This is a genomic window from Citrobacter sp. Cu233, from assembly GCF_030332225.1.
Taxonomy (GTDB): Bacteria; Pseudomonadota; Gammaproteobacteria; order Enterobacterales; family Enterobacteriaceae; genus Citrobacter.
Genome location: NZ_JAOWIF010000043.1, coordinates 172,650 through 190,912, shown reverse-complemented (window position 1 = coordinate 190,912; position 18,263 = coordinate 172,650). Strand labels below are relative to the sequence as shown.

The following is an 18,263-nucleotide window of genomic DNA, read 5'->3' as shown; positions in this document are numbered from 1 at the left end:
AACTCTTAACAATACGCTTTCAAAAGGATTTTTAAATTTATGACAACCTTCTACACCGTGGTGAGTTGGCTGGTCATTCTGGGTTACTGGGTACTCATTGCTGGCGTAACGTTACGCATTCTGATGAAGCGACGCGCAGTACCCTCCGCAATGGCCTGGCTTTTGATCATCTATATACTGCCATTGGTAGGGATCATTGCTTATCTGTCCTTTGGTGAACTCCACCTGGGCAAACGCCGCGCCGAGCGTGCCAGAGCGATGTGGCCTTCAACAGCTAAATGGCTGAACGATCTCAAAGCCTGCAAACATATTTTCGCGCAAGAAAACAGCAGCGTTGCCTCATCATTATTTAAGTTATGCGAGCGTCGTCAGGGCATTGCTGGCGTTAAGGGGAATCAACTACAGCTTCTCACCAGTTCTGATGACGTGATGCAGGCGTTAATCCGCGATATTCAGCTGGCGCGTCACAACATTGAGATGGTGTTCTACATCTGGCAACCTGGCGGTATGGCCGATCAGGTCGCGGAATCATTAATGGCCGCCGCCAGACGAGGGATTCACTGTCGTTTGATGCTGGACTCCGCCGGCAGCGTGGCATTCTTCCGTAGTCCGTGGGCGGCGATGATGCGCAATGCGGGGATCGAGGTGGTCGAAGCGCTAAAGGTTAACCTGATGCGTGTATTTTTACGCCGTATGGACCTGCGCCAGCATCGTAAAATGATCATGATCGACAACTATATCGCCTACACCGGTAGCATGAATATGGTCGATCCGCGTTTCTTTAAACAGGATGCAGGTGTCGGACAATGGGTTGATCTGATGGCGAGAATGGAAGGTCCGGTGGCCACTGCCATGGGGATCGTCTACTCCTGCGACTGGGAAATTGAGACCGGTAAACGCATTTTACCGCCGCCTCCCGATGTCAACATCATGCCGTTTGAGCAGGCCAGCGGACACACCATTCACACTATTGCCTCCGGTCCAGGTTTCCCTGAAGACTTGATCCACCAGGCCTTATTGACTGCCGCATATTCTGCTCGTGAATATTTAATAATGACCACCCCCTACTTTGTCCCCAGTGACGATCTGCTGCACGCCATCTGTACAGCGGCGCAGCGCGGTGTAGATGTCAGCATCATTCTTCCACGCAAGAATGACTCAATGCTGGTTGGCTGGGCAAGCCGGGCTTTTTTCACCGAGTTACTGGCGGCAGGTGTGAAAATCTACCAGTTCGAAGGCGGGTTGTTACATACCAAGAGCGTGCTGGTCGATGGCGAACTGAGTCTTGTCGGTACCGTAAACCTGGATATGCGCAGCCTGTGGCTGAATTTTGAGATCACACTGGTGATTGACGATGCCGGATTCGGCGGTGACCTCGCCGCGGTACAGGATGATTATATTTCGCGTTCCCGTCTGCTAGATGCACGTTTGTGGGTAAAACGACCACTCTGGCAGCGTATCGCTGAGCGACTGTTTTACTTCTTTAGCCCGTTGCTGTAAAACGTGCCCATCAGACAGTAAACAGGTAGTCATTATGGATATGGATTTGAACAACCGCCTGACCGAAGACGAAACGCTTGAGCAGGCTTATGACATTTTTCTCGAACTGGCGGCGGACAATCTCGATCCGGCCGACATCCTTCTGTTCAATTTGCAGTTTGAAGAACGTGGCGGTGCAGAGTTATTTGACCCTGCGGAAGACTGGCAGGAGCACGTCGATTTTGACCTGAATCCTGACTTCTTCGCCGAAGTAGTAATTGGTCTGGCAGACTCAGAAGATGGCGAGATTAACGATATTTTTGCGCGTGTTCTGTTATGTCGCGAAAAAGATCACAAACTCTGCCACATTCTCTGGCGCGAATAATGAAAACAAAAAGCTGCTCTCGCAGCTTTTTTTATTTCTAGTCAGGCAATTTACTTCCGCAGCGATTACAAAATTGTGCGCTGTGCTCATGCTGGCTTTGTTGACACTGTGAACATCTGCGCTGATTTTGCCGATGCTGAAACGCACTGCTCATGTGTGTTGTTATCAATCCTGTCGGGATTGCAATAACCGAATAACCAATCAGGATCAGTACTGACGCAACCATGCGGCCAAGCGGTGTATGCGGGGTAATATCACCATAGCCAACAGTCGTAACCGTAACGATTGCCCAATATACCGACGCATTCAGCGTGGTAAAACCATATTTCGGGCCTTCAATCAGGTACATCAGTGCACCAAATACAATCATCAGAATGGCAATAAATGAGTAAAACAGCATCAACTGATGACGGGCACTTTTAATTGCGCTCCAGAACACACGCAGCGACGGCATAAATCGCAACAGTTTGAGTATTCGCAATACACGCAGCACGCGCATCGCTCGCCAGGCGAAAACATAACTCAGACTAATTTCCGGCCATAGCCACATCACATACAGTGGCAGAATCGTCGCGAGATCGATAATTCCCCAAAAGCTAAACACATATTTTGCAGGATTGGCCCAGCAGCACAATCTGAGCAGATATTCGATGGTAAAGACCAGCGTAATAAAGACTTCCAGCCAGACAAAAATATGCCATTCATCATAGGTTAAATGGTATTGCGTCCCAACCCCAGACTCAATGAAGATAACAATCACGCTCAGCAACGCGAACAGGGCACACATACCTTCAAAACGGCGCCCCGAGCGTGTATCTAGATCAAATAATGTACGGTAGAGAGTACGGCGAACAGAAGAGACTAAGCCTGACACATTTACCTCACCAAAAAGAAGGGCTGACAGTGTGTCAGCCCTCACGATTATAGCGGGTCTACTTTTAAGCAGGAAACCGCGTGTCGAAAACTCCCTTCAAGTACAGGACGCGTTTTCGCGCATTCTGGTCCGGCGATCGGACAACGCGTGCGGAACACACACCCCGAAGGCGGATTTATCGGGGATGGTAACTCACCTTCCAGCAGTTGGATAACCTTGTTCCTCTCCATATCAGGATCGGGAATTGGCACCGCTGACATTAGCGCTTTGGTATAGGGATGCAGTGGATTATGGTACACCTCGTCATAGGTCCCTAACTCCACCGCATGTCCGAGATACATCACCAGCACGCGATCGGAAATATGCTTAACCACTGCCAGGTCATGGGCAATGAAGATTAATGATAAACCCATCTCACGCTGTAATTGCTGCAACAGGTTAACAACCTGCGCCTGAATCGACACATCCAGCGCGGATACGGGCTCATCACAAATTATCAGCTTCGGCTCAAGGATCAACGCGCGAGCAATGCCAATACGCTGGCACTGCCCACCGGAAAACTCGTGCGGGTAGCGGTTAATCAGGTTAGGCAGTAACCCCACTTTCATCATCATCGCCTTTACGCGGTCACGGACCTCCTGCCCAGGCAGATTCGGGTGATAAGTCCGCAGCGGTTCAGCGATAATTTCACCGATGGTCATACGCGGGTTTAACGATGCCAGCGGATCCTGGAAAATCATCTGGATGTCACTGCGCACCGCCCGCCACTCATCGGGTTTCATGCCAAGCAAATCTTTACCGAGCCAGGCGACTTTACCATCAGTCGCTTTTACCAGACCGATAATCGCACGCGCGAACGTCGATTTCCCGCAACCGGATTCCCCCACCACACCTAATGTTTCGCCCTCATACAGACGTAGGGTCACGCCATCAACGGCTTTCAGCGTTTTCGACGGTTGCCAGAACCACTGTTTACCATCTTTGATGTCGAAATGGACTTTCAGATCGGCAATTTCGAGGAGTACTTTTCGTTGTTCGGTTACCGCATTCATACCAGTTCCTCCACCGGTTTAAAGCAGGCGCGCAGACGGCCCGGACTAAACTCTTCCAGTGGCGGAGCACTGTTACAGATTTCCATGGCATGCGGGCAACGGGGCTGGAACGGGCAGCCTTTCGGTAAACGCAACAGGTTCGGCGGATTACCAGGGATAGTCAGCATTTCTTCCCCTTCAGCATCCAGACGCGGGACGGCATTAAGCAGGCCAATCGAATACGGATGAACCGGCTTATAAAAGACATCGCGCGCACTACCATATTCCATCGTGCGTCCGGCATACATTACCAGCACCTTGTCGCAAATACCGGCAACAACACCGAGGTCGTGGGTAATCATGATAATTGCGGTATTGAATTCACTTTTCAGCTCATTCAGCAGCGTCATGATTTGCGCCTGAACCGTGACATCCAGCGCAGTAGTAGGTTCATCGGCAATCAGTAACTTTGGCCTGCACAGTAACGCCATGGCGATCATCACACGTTGACGCATACCGCCGGAGAATTCATGCGGGTACATTTTCATACGCTTGCGCGCTTCCGGCATTTTTACCGCATCCAGCATTCTGACTGACTCCTCAAAGGCTTCTGCTTTGCTCATACCTTTGTGTAGCATCAGAACTTCCATTAACTGTTCGCCGACCCGCATATACGGATTCAGGGAAGTCATAGGGTCCTGGAAGATCATCGAGATTTGCTCGGCGCGCAGCTTATTCAGCTCACGCTCCGGTAAATTCAGGATTTCACGTCCGTTGAATGTAGCGGAACCGCCAATACGGCCATTTGCGGCCAGCAGGCCCATCAAGGCAAATGCAGTCTGCGACTTACCTGAACCAGACTCACCAACAATACCCAGGGTTTCCCCGGCGCGTAGTGAAAAGTTTAAATCGTTTACTGCAGTAACATCACCATCAGGGGTGGCAAACGTCACTCGCAGATCGGTAACGTTCAGCAGTGCGTTAGCCTGTTGTTGCGCGAGCGGCGCGGTTGAGGTCTCAATTACGCTCATGGCGGCACTCCTTAACGGTCTTTCGGGTCGAGGGCATCACGTAGGCCATCGCCAATAAAGTTAAAACAGAATAGCGTCACCACCAGGAACCCTGCCGGGAACAGCAGTAACCATGGCGATACTTCCATCGAGTTGGCACCATCACTGAGTAGTGCACCCCAGCTACTTAGCGGCTCTTGTGTACCCAGTCCCAGGAAGCTCAGGAACGATTCAAACAGGATCATGCTGGGAACCAACAACGAGGCGTAGACCACCACTACACCCAGTACGTTTGGCACAATGTGGCGCACAACAATACGCACAGTAGACACCCCACCGACCTGGGCTGCTTCAATAAACTCTTTGCGCTTCAGGCTCAGCGTCTGGCCACGAACGATACGCGCCATATCAAGCCAGGACACCATCCCAATAGCCACAAAGATCAGTAGAATGTTTTGCCCAAAGAAGGTGACCAACAGAATAACGAAGAACATGAACGGGAAGGAGTTAAGGATTTCCAGCAGACGCATCATCACGGAGTCGATTTTGCCGCCCAGGTATCCCGACAGTGAACCGTACAGTGTGCCCACAATCACCGCCACCAGCGCAGCCGCAATCCCCACCATCAACGAGATCCGTCCACCAATCGCCACCCGCACCAGCAGGTCACGACCGGATGAGTCAGTGCCAAAATAGTGCCCGGACTCCGTATCAGGCGCACTGGACATCATGCCCCAGTCAGTATCGAAGTAGGTAAACTGCGATAACATGGGTGCTAACGTCACAAACAGCGCAATAACCACCAGTACCATGAGGCTGGCGACTGCCGCACGGTTATGCATAAAGCGTCGACGAGCGTCCTGCCACAGGCTGCGACCTTCGACCTCCAGCTTCTCACTGAAATTCTCCAGCGCTTCGCTGTTTTTCTTACTTAACATCATAGCGAGCTCCAGTATCAGTAACGGATTTTCGGGTCGATTACGGCATACAGCACATCGACAATCGCGTTAAACACGATGGTCAGCGTGCCGACCAGAATAGTCAGGCTCAGTACCAGCGAGTAATCGCGGTTTAATGCACCATTCACGAACAACTGCCCTATGCCAGGTAAACCATAGATAGTTTCAATAACCATCGAACCGGTAATAATGCCGACAAACGCGGGTCCCATATAGGACAACACCGGCAACAGCGCAGGTTTTAACGCATGGCGGAAAATGATCCGTCGCATCGGCAACCCTTTAGCGCGCGCGGTCCGAATAAAGTTAGAGTGCAGCACTTCAATCATTGAGCCGCGGGTAATACGCGCAATACTGGCAATATAGGCCAGGGATAACGCCACCATGGGCAGGATCATAAATTTCAGCGCCCCACCGTTCCAGCCGCCACCGGGTAGCCATTTCAGTGTGATTGCAAATATCATGACTAATAAGGGAGCAACGACAAAACTGGGGATCACCACCCCGGTCATCGCCACCCCCATGACCGTGTAATCCCAACGCGTGTTTTGCTTCAACGCGGCGATTACGCCAGCACTGACGCCAATCACAACTGCCAGAATAAAGGCCGCAGCACCCAGCTTCGCAGAAACCGGAAAGCTGGACGCGACCAGGTCATTAACGGTGTAGTCTTTATATTTAAAGGATGGCCCAAAATCACCGTGCGCCAGCTGTTTCAGATAGCTAAAGTACTGCGTTGAGATCGGATCATTGAGATGGTATTTCGCTTCAATATTCGCCAGAACTTCTGGCGGTAAGGCTCGTTCTCCGGTGAAAGGACTCCCCGGCGCGAGACGCATCATAAAGAATGAAATCGTAATAAGAATAAATAGCGTCGGAATCGCTTCCAGACAGCGGCGTAATATAAATTTCAACATTGCCCGTACCTTCTGGCGTGTGCCTTTACACCTCTTTCATCCAGACGTGCTGACGAAGAGGTGTTAATAGTTCAATGAAAAAGACACTGTGGGGCAAAAATGATTGCCCCACGTCTTGCCATTAATGCTTGATAATATACAAGTCTTTAACGTGGATATTATCCATCGGGTCTTTACCGGAGTATCCGCCTACCCAAGGTTTCACCAGGCGAGCGTTAACATAGTAGAACACCGGCACAATTGCAGAGTCTTTATCCAGCAACTGTTCTGCTTGCGAATACAGTTCGCTGCGCTGAGCGTCATTAGTTGCTTTCAGGGTATCAGCAATCAACTTGTCAAATGCAGGGCTCTTATAGTGGACGGTGTTGTTGGAGCTGTCAGACAGCACCATATTCAGGAAAGAAGTCGGTTCGTTATAATCCGCACACCAGCCTGCACGTGAAACATCATAGTTGCCCTGATGACGTGTATCGAGGAACGTCTTCCACTCCTGATTTTCCAGCTTCACATTCGCACCCAGATTTTTCTTCCAGATGGATGCCGCAGCGATAGCCAGCTTCTTGTGCAGATCGGAGGTGTTATACAGCAGATCAAAGGTCAACGGTTTATCCGCGGTAAAACCAGCTTCGGCCAGCAGTTTTTTCGCTTCTTCGTTACGTTTTTCCTGTGACCACTTGAACCACTCTGGCTCAACCAGTTTAGCGCCATCAGTATATGGCGGGGTAAAGCTATAGGCAGGCAGATCGCCCTGGTTTTTCACTTTGTTGACGATAATGTCACGATCCAGCGCCAGCTTCAGGGCGGTACGAACACGAACATCGTTGAACGGTGCTTTTTGGTTGTTAATTTCGTAATAATAGGTGCACAGATAAGGATCAACGTGAACTTCGTTCGGGATCTCTTTTTTCAGTTTCTGGAATAACTCAATCGGCATGTTGTTATAGGTCATGTCGATTTCACCGCTGCGATAACGGTTCACGTCAGTCACTTCAGAAGAAATTGGCAGGTATGTGACCTGGTTAATAATGGTTTTCGCGTTGTCCCAGTAGTTGGTATTACGCTCAAGTACAATACGCTCGTTGACAACCCAGTCTTTCAGTTTATAAGAGCCGTTAGAAACGATGTTAGCGGGCTGGGTCCATTTTTCACCGAATTTTTCCACCACAGCTTTAGGCACAGGGGAAAGAGAGGAGTGCACAAGTAGTTTGTAGAAATAAGGAACAGGTTCGCTCAGAGTGACTTCAAAGGTATGGTCGTCAATCGCTTTTACACCGAGATCGGTAACTGGTTTCTTACCGGCGATGATGTCATCAATATTGACAATATGCCCGTACTGCAAATAGCTGGCGTACGGTGAAGCGGTATTCGGGTTCGCCAGACGTTGCCAGCTATAGACGAAATCTTGTGCGGTAACGGGCGTGCCATCAGACCATTTAGCGTCTTTACGCAAATGGAATGTCCAGACTTTAAAATCTTTATTTTCCCATTTATCAGCCACGCCCGGCGATGGTTTGCCATCAACGTCACTGATTAATAAACCTTCAAATAAATCACGGCTAATGTTGGATTCCGGTACACCTTCGATTTTATGCGGATCGAGTGACTGAACTTCCGAACCATTATTACGTACCAGAGTCTGCTTCTCAGCCAACTGTACGCCTGCTGGTACCACTGCTGCTGTAGCAACATTTCCAGCGATTAGCGCAGTTAGGATCCCCGCAGCTACTAAACTTTTTTTAGTGATGTTAGTCATTGTGTTTGTACTCCCTCATTATTATGGCTGGTTTTATAACCAGACTGTTAATCCTGTCAGGATCCCTGTACGGCACCGGAGATTTTCTACCGTCAGGTGTTTTTTTGTTTACTGCTCGCTATCACCGACTTTATTTATTCTGGCGATTCGTTTGATCGCCTTGCGTCGATTATCTACGTGCCTCCCCTGCCGGAAGCCCGCTATTATCCTGTTGAGAGAAACTAACTGAAAATGATTCTCATCAACGTGAAATCTTCTGCTAAATACCTGGCCGGAAAGTATCAAATGCGTTTCTTCACCGCCAATACATTTTACAGATTTGTTAACCAATTCTCTTTTATCGAAAAAAAACTGCACAGCAAAAGATTAAAAAAAGCAATTTTTTAACAAAAAAATCAACATTTTCAATTGGTTGCGTGAGACACCTGGTTCGCCACCCTGTCCGGCATCGAACAGACGTCAAAATGCACATAAATTTAACAAATGGTTATTAATTAGCACATTCATCTAAATTAGATGCAGAAATAACTAATAACATTTCAATAATCCTTCAGCAAGCCCCAGTGTATGATGTTAATAAAATAACAATGCTGTCCTGGTTCATCTGTTCTGCTGAAAAGGTAATTGTGTTTAAAATCAATACATAAAAATGCAACTGGCTATCATCATCTTTTATTATTGCTATGCCGCTTTTCAACTTTCGTGAGAAGTTTTACTGACAATGGAAGGAAACGGAGCCTGAGAGCAGCTCCGTTTATATTGAATGGGTGTATTCAGGCAAGTAAACCCGGGAAAATGGACTTGATACCGGTCACAATGAACTCAATACCCAACGCCATGAGTAACAGCCCCATAATACGCGTGATGACGTTGATGCCGGTTTGTCCCAACAGGCGAACCAGCCATGGCGCCATTCGAAACAATCCCCAACAGCACAGAGCAAACAGCGCAATTGCCACAAAAAAACCGAACAGATTAATGGCACTATGATAACGCGTGCCCCAGACGATCGTTGAGCTTATTGCCCCTGGCCCCGCCATTAACGGCAGCGCTAACGGGACAACGCCAATGCTCTCGCGTATTGCCGTCTCCGACTTTTCCTGCTTGTTTTGCTTATCTTCCCCAAGTTTTCCGCTGATCATCGACATCGCGATAGTCACGACCAGGATACCACCGGCAATCCTGAACGAATCAATTGAGATACCAAACAATTGCAGAATTCCATCCCCCAGAAACAGAGAGGTCCACAGAATGATAGCAACTGACAGGTTTGCCGTAAGGTTGGTTTTATTGCGTGCGGCAGCGGTCTGGTAGCTGGTCATGCTGATAAAGACAGGGATGATCCCTACCGGGTTGACCAATGCAAATAACCCAATGAAAAATTTAAAATAGACAGGAAAATCGAATAGCGTTTGGATCACGGTTAGCTCCGAAGCGTTAGCCGGATAAAATGAGTCATAAAAATTGATGAAATCCGCGCTGAAGATACGCCTTTTGTCAGCATACTTCACCTGCTATCTGCGTATATCTACGTAAATACGCTACCATTACTCGGTGTTATTAATATGTATTAAATATGCTAATGTTAACCTCATTCATCACATCATTTTTTTAACACTTACCGGGAAACGCTAAAAGGGCCTGCTGAAAGGTGTCAGCTTTGCGGAAATTTGATCCAGATCACGCAATTACTACTCAGAAGTGAGTAATCTTGCTTACGCCACCTGGAGGTAACGCGTTAGAGTTAAATGACGCTAACGCATAAGCTCTTTTAGTAAATCAAAGTAAAGTGGACGTTAATTAACCGTTTGATTTTCAAAACGTTATACAATTTTTCGTCGGTCTGTCTATACTCTCGTATCGAGCAGATGATTTACTAAAAAAGTTTAACATTATCAGGAGAGCATTATGGCTGTTACTAATGTCGCTGAACTTAACGCACTTGTAGAGCGCGTAAAAAAAGCCCAGCGTGAATATGCCAGTTTCACTCAAGAACAGGTTGACAAAATCTTCCGCGCCGCCGCTCTGGCAGCCGCAGACGCTCGAATCCCTCTCGCGAAAATGGCCGTTGCCGAATCCGGCATGGGCATCGTCGAAGACAAAGTGATCAAAAACCACTTTGCTTCCGAATACATTTACAACGCTTATAAAGATGAAAAGACCTGTGGTGTTCTGTCTGAAGACGACACGTTCGGTACTATCACCATCGCTGAACCGATTGGTATCATCTGCGGTATCGTTCCGACCACTAACCCGACATCTACTGCTATCTTCAAATCGCTGATCAGCCTGAAGACGCGTAACGCAATCATCTTCTCTCCACATCCGCGTGCTAAAGATGCCACTAACAAAGCGGCTGACATCGTTCTGCAGGCTGCTATCGCTGCTGGTGCACCGAAAGATCTGATCGGCTGGATCGATCAACCTTCCGTTGAACTGTCTAATGCTCTGATGCACCACCCGGACATCAACCTGATCCTTGCGACCGGCGGTCCAGGCATGGTTAAAGCAGCATACAGCTCCGGTAAACCAGCAATCGGTGTAGGTGCAGGTAACACCCCTGTTGTTATTGACGAAACTGCGGATATTAAGCGCGCGGTCGCTTCTGTTCTGATGTCTAAAACCTTCGATAACGGCGTAATCTGTGCTTCTGAACAATCCGTTGTTGTTGTTGACTCTGTATACGATGCAGTTCGTGAACGTTTCGCTAGCCACGGCGGCTACATGCTGCAGGGCAAAGAGCTGAAAGCTGTTCAGGACGTTATCCTGAAAAATGGCGCACTGAACGCCGCTATCGTTGGTCAGCCGGCATATAAAATTGCTGAACTGGCAGGCTTCTCGGTTCCGGAAACAACTAAGATCCTGATCGGTGAAGTGAAAGTTGTTGATGAAAGCGAGCCGTTTGCTCACGAAAAACTGTCCCCGACGCTGGCGATGTACCGTGCGAAAGATTTCGAAGATGCGGTAGACAAAGCAGAGAAACTGGTTGCGATGGGTGGTATCGGCCACACTTCTTGCCTGTACACTGACCAGGACAACCAACCAGAACGCGTTGCTTACTTCGGTCAGATGATGAAAACCGCGCGTATCCTGATTAACACCCCGGCTTCGCAGGGTGGTATCGGCGACCTGTACAACTTTAAACTCGCACCTTCCCTTACTCTGGGTTGTGGTTCCTGGGGTGGTAACTCCATCTCTGAAAACGTTGGTCCTAAGCACCTGATCAACAAGAAAACCGTTGCTAAGCGAGCTGAAAACATGTTGTGGCACAAACTTCCGAAATCTATCTACTTCCGTCGTGGCTCACTGCCAATCGCGCTGGATGAAGTGATTACCGATGGTCACAAACGTGCTCTGATCGTGACCGACCGCTTCCTGTTCAACAACGGTTATGCTGACCAGATCACCTCCGTTCTGAAAGCAGCCGGCGTTGAAACCGAAGTGTTCTTTGAAGTTGAAGCTGACCCGACTCTTAGCGTTGTTCGTAAAGGTGCAGAGCTGGCTAACTCCTTCAAACCTGACGTTATCATCGCCCTGGGCGGTGGTTCCCCGATGGACGCCGCGAAAATCATGTGGGTGATGTATGAACATCCGGAAACCCATTTCGAAGAACTGGCACTGCGCTTTATGGACATCCGTAAACGTATCTATAAGTTCCCGAAAATGGGCGTGAAAGCGAAAATGATCGCCGTCACCACCACTTCCGGTACCGGTTCTGAAGTAACGCCGTTTGCGGTTGTTACCGACGATGCAACAGGTCAGAAATATCCGCTGGCTGACTACGCGCTGACCCCTGATATGGCAATTGTCGATGCCAACCTGGTGATGGATATGCCGAAATCACTGTGTGCATTCGGTGGTCTGGACGCTGTGACTCACGCCCTGGAAGCTTACGTATCCGTACTGGCTTCTGAATTCTCTGACGGTCAGGCTCTGCAAGCGCTGAAACTGCTGAAAGAAAACCTGCCTGCGTCCTACCATGAAGGTTCTAAGAACCCGGTAGCCCGTGAGCGTGTTCACAGTGCAGCAACCATCGCGGGTATCGCGTTTGCTAACGCCTTCCTGGGTGTATGCCACTCAATGGCGCACAAGCTGGGTTCTCAGTTCCACATTCCTCACGGTCTGGCGAACGCCCTGCTGATCAGCAACGTCATTCGTTATAACGCGAACGACAACCCGACTAAACAGACTGCATTCAGCCAGTACGATCGTCCGCAAGCTCGTCGTCGCTACGCCGAAATCGCAGACCATCTGGGTTTAAGCGCACCGGGCGACCGTACTGCGGCTAAAATCCAGAAACTGCTGGCATGGCTGGAAGAAATCAAAGCTGAACTGGGTATTCCTAAATCTATCCGTGAAGCTGGTGTTCAGGAAGCTGACTTCCTGGCACACGTCGACAAACTGTCCGAAGATGCGTTTGACGACCAGTGCACCGGTGCTAACCCGCGTTACCCGCTGATTTCTGAACTGAAACAGATCCTGCTGGATACTTACTACGGTCGTGAGTATAGCGAAGGTGAAACTGCTGCTAAATCTGAGCCTGCAGCAGCGCCTAAAGCTGAGAAAAAAGCGAAAAAATCCGCTTAATGCACTCACATAAGTTTTAGTATCTTCATAAACGGCCCTTTGGGGCCGTTTTTTTTTGCCATACTCAGCCAAAATCAGGCCCGGCAGACGCCACCATCGAAGTGAAAAGGCGTAAGAGAAAGAGGCGCAAAGAAGAGATGTGTAAGAGATACCAGAAGTCAATACCGCAGGGTAACGCTTCTGGCTAAAGCAGAGGCCTACCCTGCGTTTTTAACTCAGCAGGAGAGCAGAGGGTTAATCGTGGCAGTGACGTTCCTGAATGGCCGTCAGAGAGCCTTCAGACTGTGCTTCCTTATAATGCTTGCGGCACACCGATACATAGCGTTCATTTCCGCCTATAACGACCTGCTCACCTTCGTTATAAGGTCTTCCGGCCTGATCAAGACGTAATACCATGCTGGCCTTACGACCACAGAAGCAAATGGTCTTTAATTCAACCAACTTATCAGACCAGGCAAGCAGATATTCGCTACCACCAAATAATTCACCACGGAAATCAGTGCGTAAGCCATAACACAAAACTGGAATATCCAGCTGATCAACAACCTCTGATAATTCATAAACCTGCTGTCGCGTCAGAAACTGAGACTCATCGACCAGCACACAGTGAATTCGTTGTTGCGCGTTCTCCTCACGAATCTCCTCGAACAAAGATGAATTTTGGTTAAACAATTTTGCAGGTGACGACAGGCCTATACGTGAACTTACTTTTCCCGCGCCAAAACGGTCATCAATTTCCGCTGTATATACAACGGCGCGCATCCCACGCTCCTGATAATTGTATGAAGATTGCAGCAATGCCGTCGACTTGCCTGCATTCATTGCAGAATAGTAGAAATAAAGCTGTGCCATTGTGTGTCGGCCCTCACCGGGGAGAATAAATATGGGCAGGATTGTATCATATTTCACAAACATGTCGGTGCAGCGTGACATTCGGAATGTATAAAAGAACGTGCGAACACCACCCTGTTTCGTCTAAATACCCCGCAGCACAGAAGTGCCCTTGGGTACTTTCTTAAGTGTGCAATAGAGTGAAAGTACGCTGCCAAAGCACAAACAACCTGAAGTATGATGTGTATATACACATTCTTTCACAAATTGTGCTCCTGAAATTCATCAACGTCACTTATCATCACCGTGCAATAAAGAAACCCTGCCCTTATTGTTATTACATCCAACGATAGCCACCTTGTAATAGAGGATTCCCGTAAGCAAAACTAATACAAAAGGTTGAAATCACTGCAAAGAGATACTATTTGTACACCATGAAATGTGACCTGAATCTTGAATTTTTACTCTCTGCTGCCGGGAAGCCCGCATACCAATAAGCCTTTTTTATGCCCGACGGCGTCATAAAATTAAGACAGAACAATTAATACAGACACTAAATAAAGAGCAATTTTGAATTCCTTACATTCCTGGCTATTGCACAACTGAATTTATCGCTCTATTATTAGCTCAACAAACCACCCCAATATAAGTTTGAGATTACTACAATGAGCGAAGCACTTAAAATTCTGAACAACATCCGTACTCTTCGTGCGCAGGCGAGAGAATGTACTCTGGAAACGCTTGAAGAAATGCTGGAAAAATTAGAAGTTGTAGTTAGCGAGCGTCGCGAAGAAGAAAGCGCTGCCGCTGCTGAAGTTGAAGAGCGTACTCGTAAACTGCAACAATATCGTGAAATGCTGATTGCTGATGGTATTGATCCGAACGAACTGCTGAATAGCATGGCTGCAGTTAAGTCCGGTACCAAAGCTAAACGTGCAGCGCGTCCGGCTAAATATAGCTACGTTGACGAAAACGGTGAAACTAAAACCTGGACTGGCCAGGGTCGTACACCGGCTGTGATCAAAAAAGCGATGGAAGAACAAGGTAAACAACTGGACGATTTCCTGATCAAGGAATAATTCAGAAATAGTTTGCTTAAAATCCCGCCAGTGGCGGGATTTTTTTTACCCGTACTTCGCACATCGCCCTACCCAAATTAGGTATAAAAAAACGGCGCTGGATTAGCAGCACCGTTCTGTCCTTATAATACCGCGAGGTTACTTCTTAATACCCATCTCATCTTCAAGCCATGCTTTAAATTCAGCGCCAAGCGTATTATGGCGAATACCATATTCAACAAACGCCTGCATATAGCCCAGCTTATTACCACAGTCATGGCTTTTACCCTTCATGTGATAGGCTTCTACCGTTTCTTTTTCGATCAGCATATCGATAGCGTCGGTCAGCTGAATTTCATCACCGGCTCCCGGAGGTGTTTTTGCCAGCAGAGGCCAGATATCCGCACTGAGAACATAGCGCCCCACAACGGCCAGATTAGATGGCGCAACGTCTGCTTTCGGTTTTTCTACCACGCCAACCATCGGTACGCTTTCACCCGGCGCTAATTCAACACCTTTACAATCCACAACACCGTAAGCCGTTACGTCTGCTACAGGCTCCACCATAATCTGGCTGCTGCCTGTTTCATCAAAACGGTGGATCATTTCAGCAAGGTTGTCACGGGATAAATCAGATTCGTATTCGTCAAGAATAACGTCCGGCAGGATGACCGCAACGGGTTCATCGCCAACAACCGGATGGGCACACAATACCGCATGCCCCAGACCTTTTGCCAGCCCCTGACGCACCTGCATAATAGTGACATGCGGAGGGCAAATAGATTGCACTTCTTCCAGAAGCTGACGTTTTACACGTTTTTCCAGCATCGCTTCAAGTTCAAAGCTGGTATCAAAGTGGTTTTCAATTGAATTTTTAGACGAGTGAGTCACGAGTACAATTTCAGTGATGCCCGCAGCAATACATTCGTTTACGACGTACTGAATTAATGGCTTATCAACCAACGGTAGCATCTCTTTCGGGATTGCCTTCGTAGCCGGTAACATCCTGGTTCCTAATCCCGCAACCGGGATAACAGCCTTTTTGACTTTTGAATTAAGGGCAGCCATTTAAAACTCTCCTGGACTGTTCATGTATTGAACGTGTTCATCAATCTGTATCGCATCCAAGTATATCAGTACCGCAGTAAGCTTCAGGTCTGAAAAGGACGCGCGTCGGTATAATTAAGATAAATGCGCATAAATCTGGCGCAGATAGTAGCACTCAGGCAGGCAGGAATGTGAACCAATTTTATCCCTTGCTACTCTACTGGTCATTCCGCAGACAACATCAGGCGCAGACGACCGCCGGCCCCCCAGATTTGGCACTGCCAGGATTCACAGCGATGACTTAGCTGATTCAAATACGTATTACCTAACGTGCCCAGCGGAACACCATTACTGATTTGTACGTGATGTGAACCGGTATTTAATGTCGCATTCAGCCCAGCCGATACCAGAATCAGATTTTTTAATCCGCTGTGGTAATACCCCACCAGCAATGGAAACTGCCCGGGCAAATTAGCCTGACGCAGTAAATGATTCACCTGTTTCAATAGCGCACCGAGCTCAGGCAAACGTTGATTCTGATGGGTGAGTTGTTCTTGCAGCAAACCATTAAACAGCGCACGCAGTAATAATGCAGCCAGAACACCATTATCCCCTGCTCGAGTAACATCCAAACAATAGAAGGCGAGATCGTGGTCCGACAATGGGGCAATATCCAGTACCAGTCCAGGTTGATCAGCAGCGACCAACTGGCGGTAGTTAACCCGACAATGCGAGATGACCTGCGACACTGGGGGCTGCAATTCTTGCAACAGTTTTGCAGCCGCTGCAGGATCGCCCACCATCGCATCCCAGTCACGAAACAGGCGTTCTTCTTCTTCCACACGAGAATTAAACATATTGGGATAAAGACACGCAAAAACGGTTTCTCGCAGGCGGTTAAGGTCCTTCACGGGCTTTAAAAGAACATCATCCACACCGAGTCGTAATGCTTTGGCAATATCGGCCATATTTTCCGTTGCGGAGATCACCAAAATAGGCGTCCGATCGCCACGATTACGCAGATACTCGACCAGTTTAAGGCCGTTCATTCTCGGCATAGCGAGATCGCAAATCATCAGGTCGGGGGTGAAGCGCCCCAGTAACTCCAGCGCATCAAGCCCGTCTCCCGCTACTGCTGTTGTCGCTCCCAAAGAGGAAAACCATGAATCCAGAAGCGAGCGAAATACTGGCTCATCTTCAACGATAAGAATCTGTTTTCCGACCAATGGCTGCGTCATATTCTCCCCCCTGACTGGCTTTAGTAAATAGTGGCATGCTATTGCAACTCACGCCTGTCAGAATTTGCTTAAGTGTTGATAAAAAATGCGTTAAACGTTGGTTTTTACCAGGGGCAGAAGCTCATCCATTTTCTTCTCGACCGCTAACTGCCCGGCAGCAATTGCAGCACCGGCGCGATGGAAATCCAGCGTGGATATTTGCGGACAAAACGGCTGAATCAGAATATCAGGTGGGTCTCCAGCCATACGGTTGCGCTTGAGACGGTTTTCCAGAACCTGAATCGAGGTCGTCATGATCTCCATCGCCGTAGGTGCCGTAACTGCACGCCGGGCCGTAATGTTGCTCAGGCGCTCTTTCAGGCGGGCATGCCATGACAGCGCATCATCATCGTTCGATTCGGTTTCACTATTGACGTTGAAGGAGAGCAGGTCCTGTTGCATCAGGTGCGCATCATGTTGCAGGTCGACCGCAATAACGATATCGGCCCCCAACGCACGCGTCAGAGAGACAGGTACAGGGTTCACCACCGCACCATCAACCAGCCAATAACCATTATGCGCCACGGGTGACATTAGGCCAGGGATACTGCAGGAGGCCCGAACGGCAAGGTGCAAATCACCTTCAGTAAACCAGAGTTCACGGCCCGTACTTAGATTGGTTGCGACAGTAGCAAAACGGCGTGAGCATTGCTCGATAGATTCTACTGGCATGACACTACGATACTGGTTGAATACACGTTCGCCGCGCAATAATCCCCCCCTGCGCCACGAGAGGTCCATCAGGCGTAAAACATCCCAGTAACTGAAGGAACAAACCCACTGTTCAAGAGCGGGGAGTTTGTTACATGCGTAGGCGGCGCCGACCAGTGAACCAATGGAACACCCTGCCACAATATCAATATCAATGCCCATGTGTTTCAGGGCTTTGATCACACCAATATGCGACCAGCCGCGTGCTGCGCCGGAACCTAGCGCCAGCCCAATTTTTATTTTTCTCATTATACCTACAGACTTCCCCTGGCTTGCAGACGTAGCAACATCGCCACGGCTCAGTTAACATAGTGCCACCCTGGCGTTTTTACGCCGTTTTTTTA

15 protein-coding genes are annotated in these 18,263 nt (G+C 48.7%); 4 read left to right on the top strand and 11 right to left on the bottom strand.

Annotated features, from left to right (window positions below):
* Window positions 1-39 precede the first annotated feature (39 nt).
* Together cls and OGX95_RS21685 are read left to right on the top strand one after the other, a co-directional pair.
* Entirely contained in the window at window positions 40-1,500 is a 1,461-nt protein-coding gene (gene cls, locus OGX95_RS21690) for a cardiolipin synthase (RefSeq protein WP_048211484.1), read from the top strand.
* 34 nt (window positions 1,501-1,534) lie between these two features.
* Window positions 1,535-1,864, top strand: coding sequence for an HI1450 family dsDNA-mimic protein (locus OGX95_RS21685; protein ID WP_213132587.1), 330 nt, complete (start codon window positions 1,535-1,537; stop codon window positions 1,862-1,864).
* A 37-nt stretch (window positions 1,865-1,901) separates the two neighbouring features.
* Here the strand turns inward: OGX95_RS21685 and OGX95_RS21680 are convergent, their stop codons facing one another.
* The 7 genes from OGX95_RS21680 to ychE form a co-directional block, all read right to left on the bottom strand.
* Window positions 1,902-2,738: an ion transporter gene (locus OGX95_RS21680; RefSeq protein ID WP_286630956.1), complete on the bottom strand. Its 837-nt coding sequence runs from the start codon at window positions 2,736-2,738 to the stop codon at window positions 1,902-1,904.
* Window positions 2,739-2,785: 47 nt separating this feature from the next.
* The gene (gene oppF, locus OGX95_RS21675) at window positions 2,786-3,790 is read right to left on the bottom strand and encodes a murein tripeptide/oligopeptide ABC transporter ATP-binding protein OppF (RefSeq protein ID WP_048211482.1); all 1,005 of its coding nucleotides are present in this window, start codon (window positions 3,788-3,790) and stop codon (window positions 2,786-2,788) included.
* Entirely contained in the window at window positions 3,787-4,800 is a 1,014-nt protein-coding gene (gene oppD / locus OGX95_RS21670) for a murein tripeptide/oligopeptide ABC transporter ATP-binding protein OppD (RefSeq protein ID WP_005126407.1), read from the bottom strand. The genes oppF and oppD overlap by 4 nt, the downstream gene beginning before the upstream one ends.
* Window positions 4,801-4,811: 11 nt before the next feature.
* On the bottom strand, window positions 4,812-5,720 hold the full coding sequence (oppC, locus tag OGX95_RS21665; RefSeq protein WP_286630955.1) for an oligopeptide ABC transporter permease OppC: 909 nt from the start codon (window positions 5,718-5,720) through the stop codon (window positions 4,812-4,814).
* Between the two features lie 14 nt (window positions 5,721-5,734).
* The gene (gene oppB, locus OGX95_RS21660; RefSeq protein ID WP_286630954.1) at window positions 5,735-6,655 is read right to left on the bottom strand and encodes an oligopeptide ABC transporter permease OppB; all 921 of its coding nucleotides are present in this window, start codon (window positions 6,653-6,655) and stop codon (window positions 5,735-5,737) included.
* Window positions 6,656-6,776: 121 nt separating this feature from the next.
* On the bottom strand, window positions 6,777-8,408 hold the full coding sequence (oppA, locus tag OGX95_RS21655) for an oligopeptide ABC transporter substrate-binding protein OppA (RefSeq protein ID WP_286630953.1): 1,632 nt from the start codon (window positions 8,406-8,408) through the stop codon (window positions 6,777-6,779).
* A 773-nt stretch (window positions 8,409-9,181) separates the two neighbouring features.
* Window positions 9,182-9,829 (bottom strand): NAAT family transporter YchE, encoded by a 648-nt coding sequence (gene ychE / locus OGX95_RS21650; RefSeq protein WP_003020714.1) that lies wholly within the window; start codon window positions 9,827-9,829, stop codon window positions 9,182-9,184.
* 487 nt (window positions 9,830-10,316) lie between these two features.
* On the opposite strand from ychE, the gene adhE reads away from it, so the two are divergent.
* Window positions 10,317-12,995 (top strand): bifunctional acetaldehyde-CoA/alcohol dehydrogenase, encoded by a 2,679-nt coding sequence (gene adhE, locus OGX95_RS21645; RefSeq protein WP_286630952.1) that lies wholly within the window; start codon window positions 10,317-10,319, stop codon window positions 12,993-12,995.
* A gap of 234 nt (window positions 12,996-13,229) precedes the next feature.
* Here the strand turns inward: adhE and tdk are convergent, their stop codons facing one another.
* Window positions 13,230-13,847: a thymidine kinase gene (gene tdk, locus OGX95_RS21640; RefSeq protein WP_286630951.1), complete on the bottom strand. Its 618-nt coding sequence runs from the start codon at window positions 13,845-13,847 to the stop codon at window positions 13,230-13,232.
* Window positions 13,848-14,491: 644 nt separating this feature from the next.
* Between tdk and hns the strand changes: the two genes are divergently transcribed.
* Window positions 14,492-14,905 carry a histone-like nucleoid-structuring protein H-NS gene (gene hns, locus OGX95_RS21635; protein WP_003020723.1) on the top strand — a complete coding sequence of 138 codons (414 nt, stop codon included), beginning with the start codon at window positions 14,492-14,494 and terminating at the stop codon, window positions 14,903-14,905.
* A gap of 138 nt (window positions 14,906-15,043) precedes the next feature.
* Here the strand turns inward: hns and galU are convergent, their stop codons facing one another.
* The 3 genes from galU to rssA all read right to left on the bottom strand — a co-directional run bounded on the left by galU (window position 15,044) and on the right by rssA (window position 18,168).
* On the bottom strand, window positions 15,044-15,952 hold the full coding sequence (galU, locus tag OGX95_RS21630; RefSeq protein ID WP_271440929.1) for a UTP--glucose-1-phosphate uridylyltransferase GalU: 909 nt from the start codon (window positions 15,950-15,952) through the stop codon (window positions 15,044-15,046).
* A 203-nt stretch (window positions 15,953-16,155) separates the two neighbouring features.
* A complete protein-coding gene (rssB, locus tag OGX95_RS21625; protein ID WP_286630950.1) occupies window positions 16,156-17,169 on the bottom strand; it encodes a two-component system response regulator RssB in 1,014 nt (337 codons plus the stop codon).
* Window positions 17,170-17,259: 90 nt separating this feature from the next.
* Window positions 17,260-18,168, bottom strand: a complete 909-nt coding sequence (gene rssA, locus OGX95_RS21620; protein ID WP_286630949.1) for a patatin-like phospholipase RssA — start codon at window positions 18,166-18,168, stop codon at window positions 17,260-17,262.
* Between the last annotated feature and the right edge of the window lie 95 nt (window positions 18,169-18,263).

What these genes read in the sequence shown, in the direction of transcription:
- OGX95_RS21685 (WP_213132587.1), top strand. Translation starts at nt 1,535, where the DNA reads ATGGATATGGATTTGAACAACCGCCTGACCGAAGACGAAACGCTTGAG.
- galU (WP_271440929.1), bottom strand. Translation starts at nt 15,952, where the DNA reads ATGGCTGCCCTTAATTCAAAAGTCAAAAAGGCTGTTATCCCGGTTGCG.
- adhE (WP_286630952.1), top strand. Translation starts at nt 10,317, where the DNA reads ATGGCTGTTACTAATGTCGCTGAACTTAACGCACTTGTAGAGCGCGTA.
- oppD (WP_005126407.1), bottom strand. Translation starts at nt 4,800, where the DNA reads ATGAGCGTAATTGAGACCTCAACCGCGCCGCTCGCGCAACAACAGGCT.
- oppA (WP_286630953.1), bottom strand. Translation starts at nt 8,408, where the DNA reads ATGACTAACATCACTAAAAAAAGTTTAGTAGCTGCGGGGATCCTAACT.
- oppF (WP_048211482.1), bottom strand. Translation starts at nt 3,790, where the DNA reads ATGAATGCGGTAACCGAACAACGAAAAGTACTCCTCGAAATTGCCGAT.
- oppC (WP_286630955.1), bottom strand. Translation starts at nt 5,720, where the DNA reads ATGATGTTAAGTAAGAAAAACAGCGAAGCGCTGGAGAATTTCAGTGAG.
- rssA (WP_286630949.1), bottom strand. Translation starts at nt 18,168, where the DNA reads ATGAGAAAAATAAAAATTGGGCTGGCGCTAGGTTCCGGCGCAGCACGC.
- tdk (WP_286630951.1), bottom strand. Translation starts at nt 13,847, where the DNA reads ATGGCACAGCTTTATTTCTACTATTCTGCAATGAATGCAGGCAAGTCG.
- rssB (WP_286630950.1), bottom strand. Translation starts at nt 17,169, where the DNA reads ATGACGCAGCCATTGGTCGGAAAACAGATTCTTATCGTTGAAGATGAG.
- cls (WP_048211484.1), top strand. Translation starts at nt 40, where the DNA reads ATGACAACCTTCTACACCGTGGTGAGTTGGCTGGTCATTCTGGGTTAC.
- oppB (WP_286630954.1), bottom strand. Translation starts at nt 6,655, where the DNA reads ATGTTGAAATTTATATTACGCCGCTGTCTGGAAGCGATTCCGACGCTA.
- hns (WP_003020723.1), top strand. Translation starts at nt 14,492, where the DNA reads ATGAGCGAAGCACTTAAAATTCTGAACAACATCCGTACTCTTCGTGCG.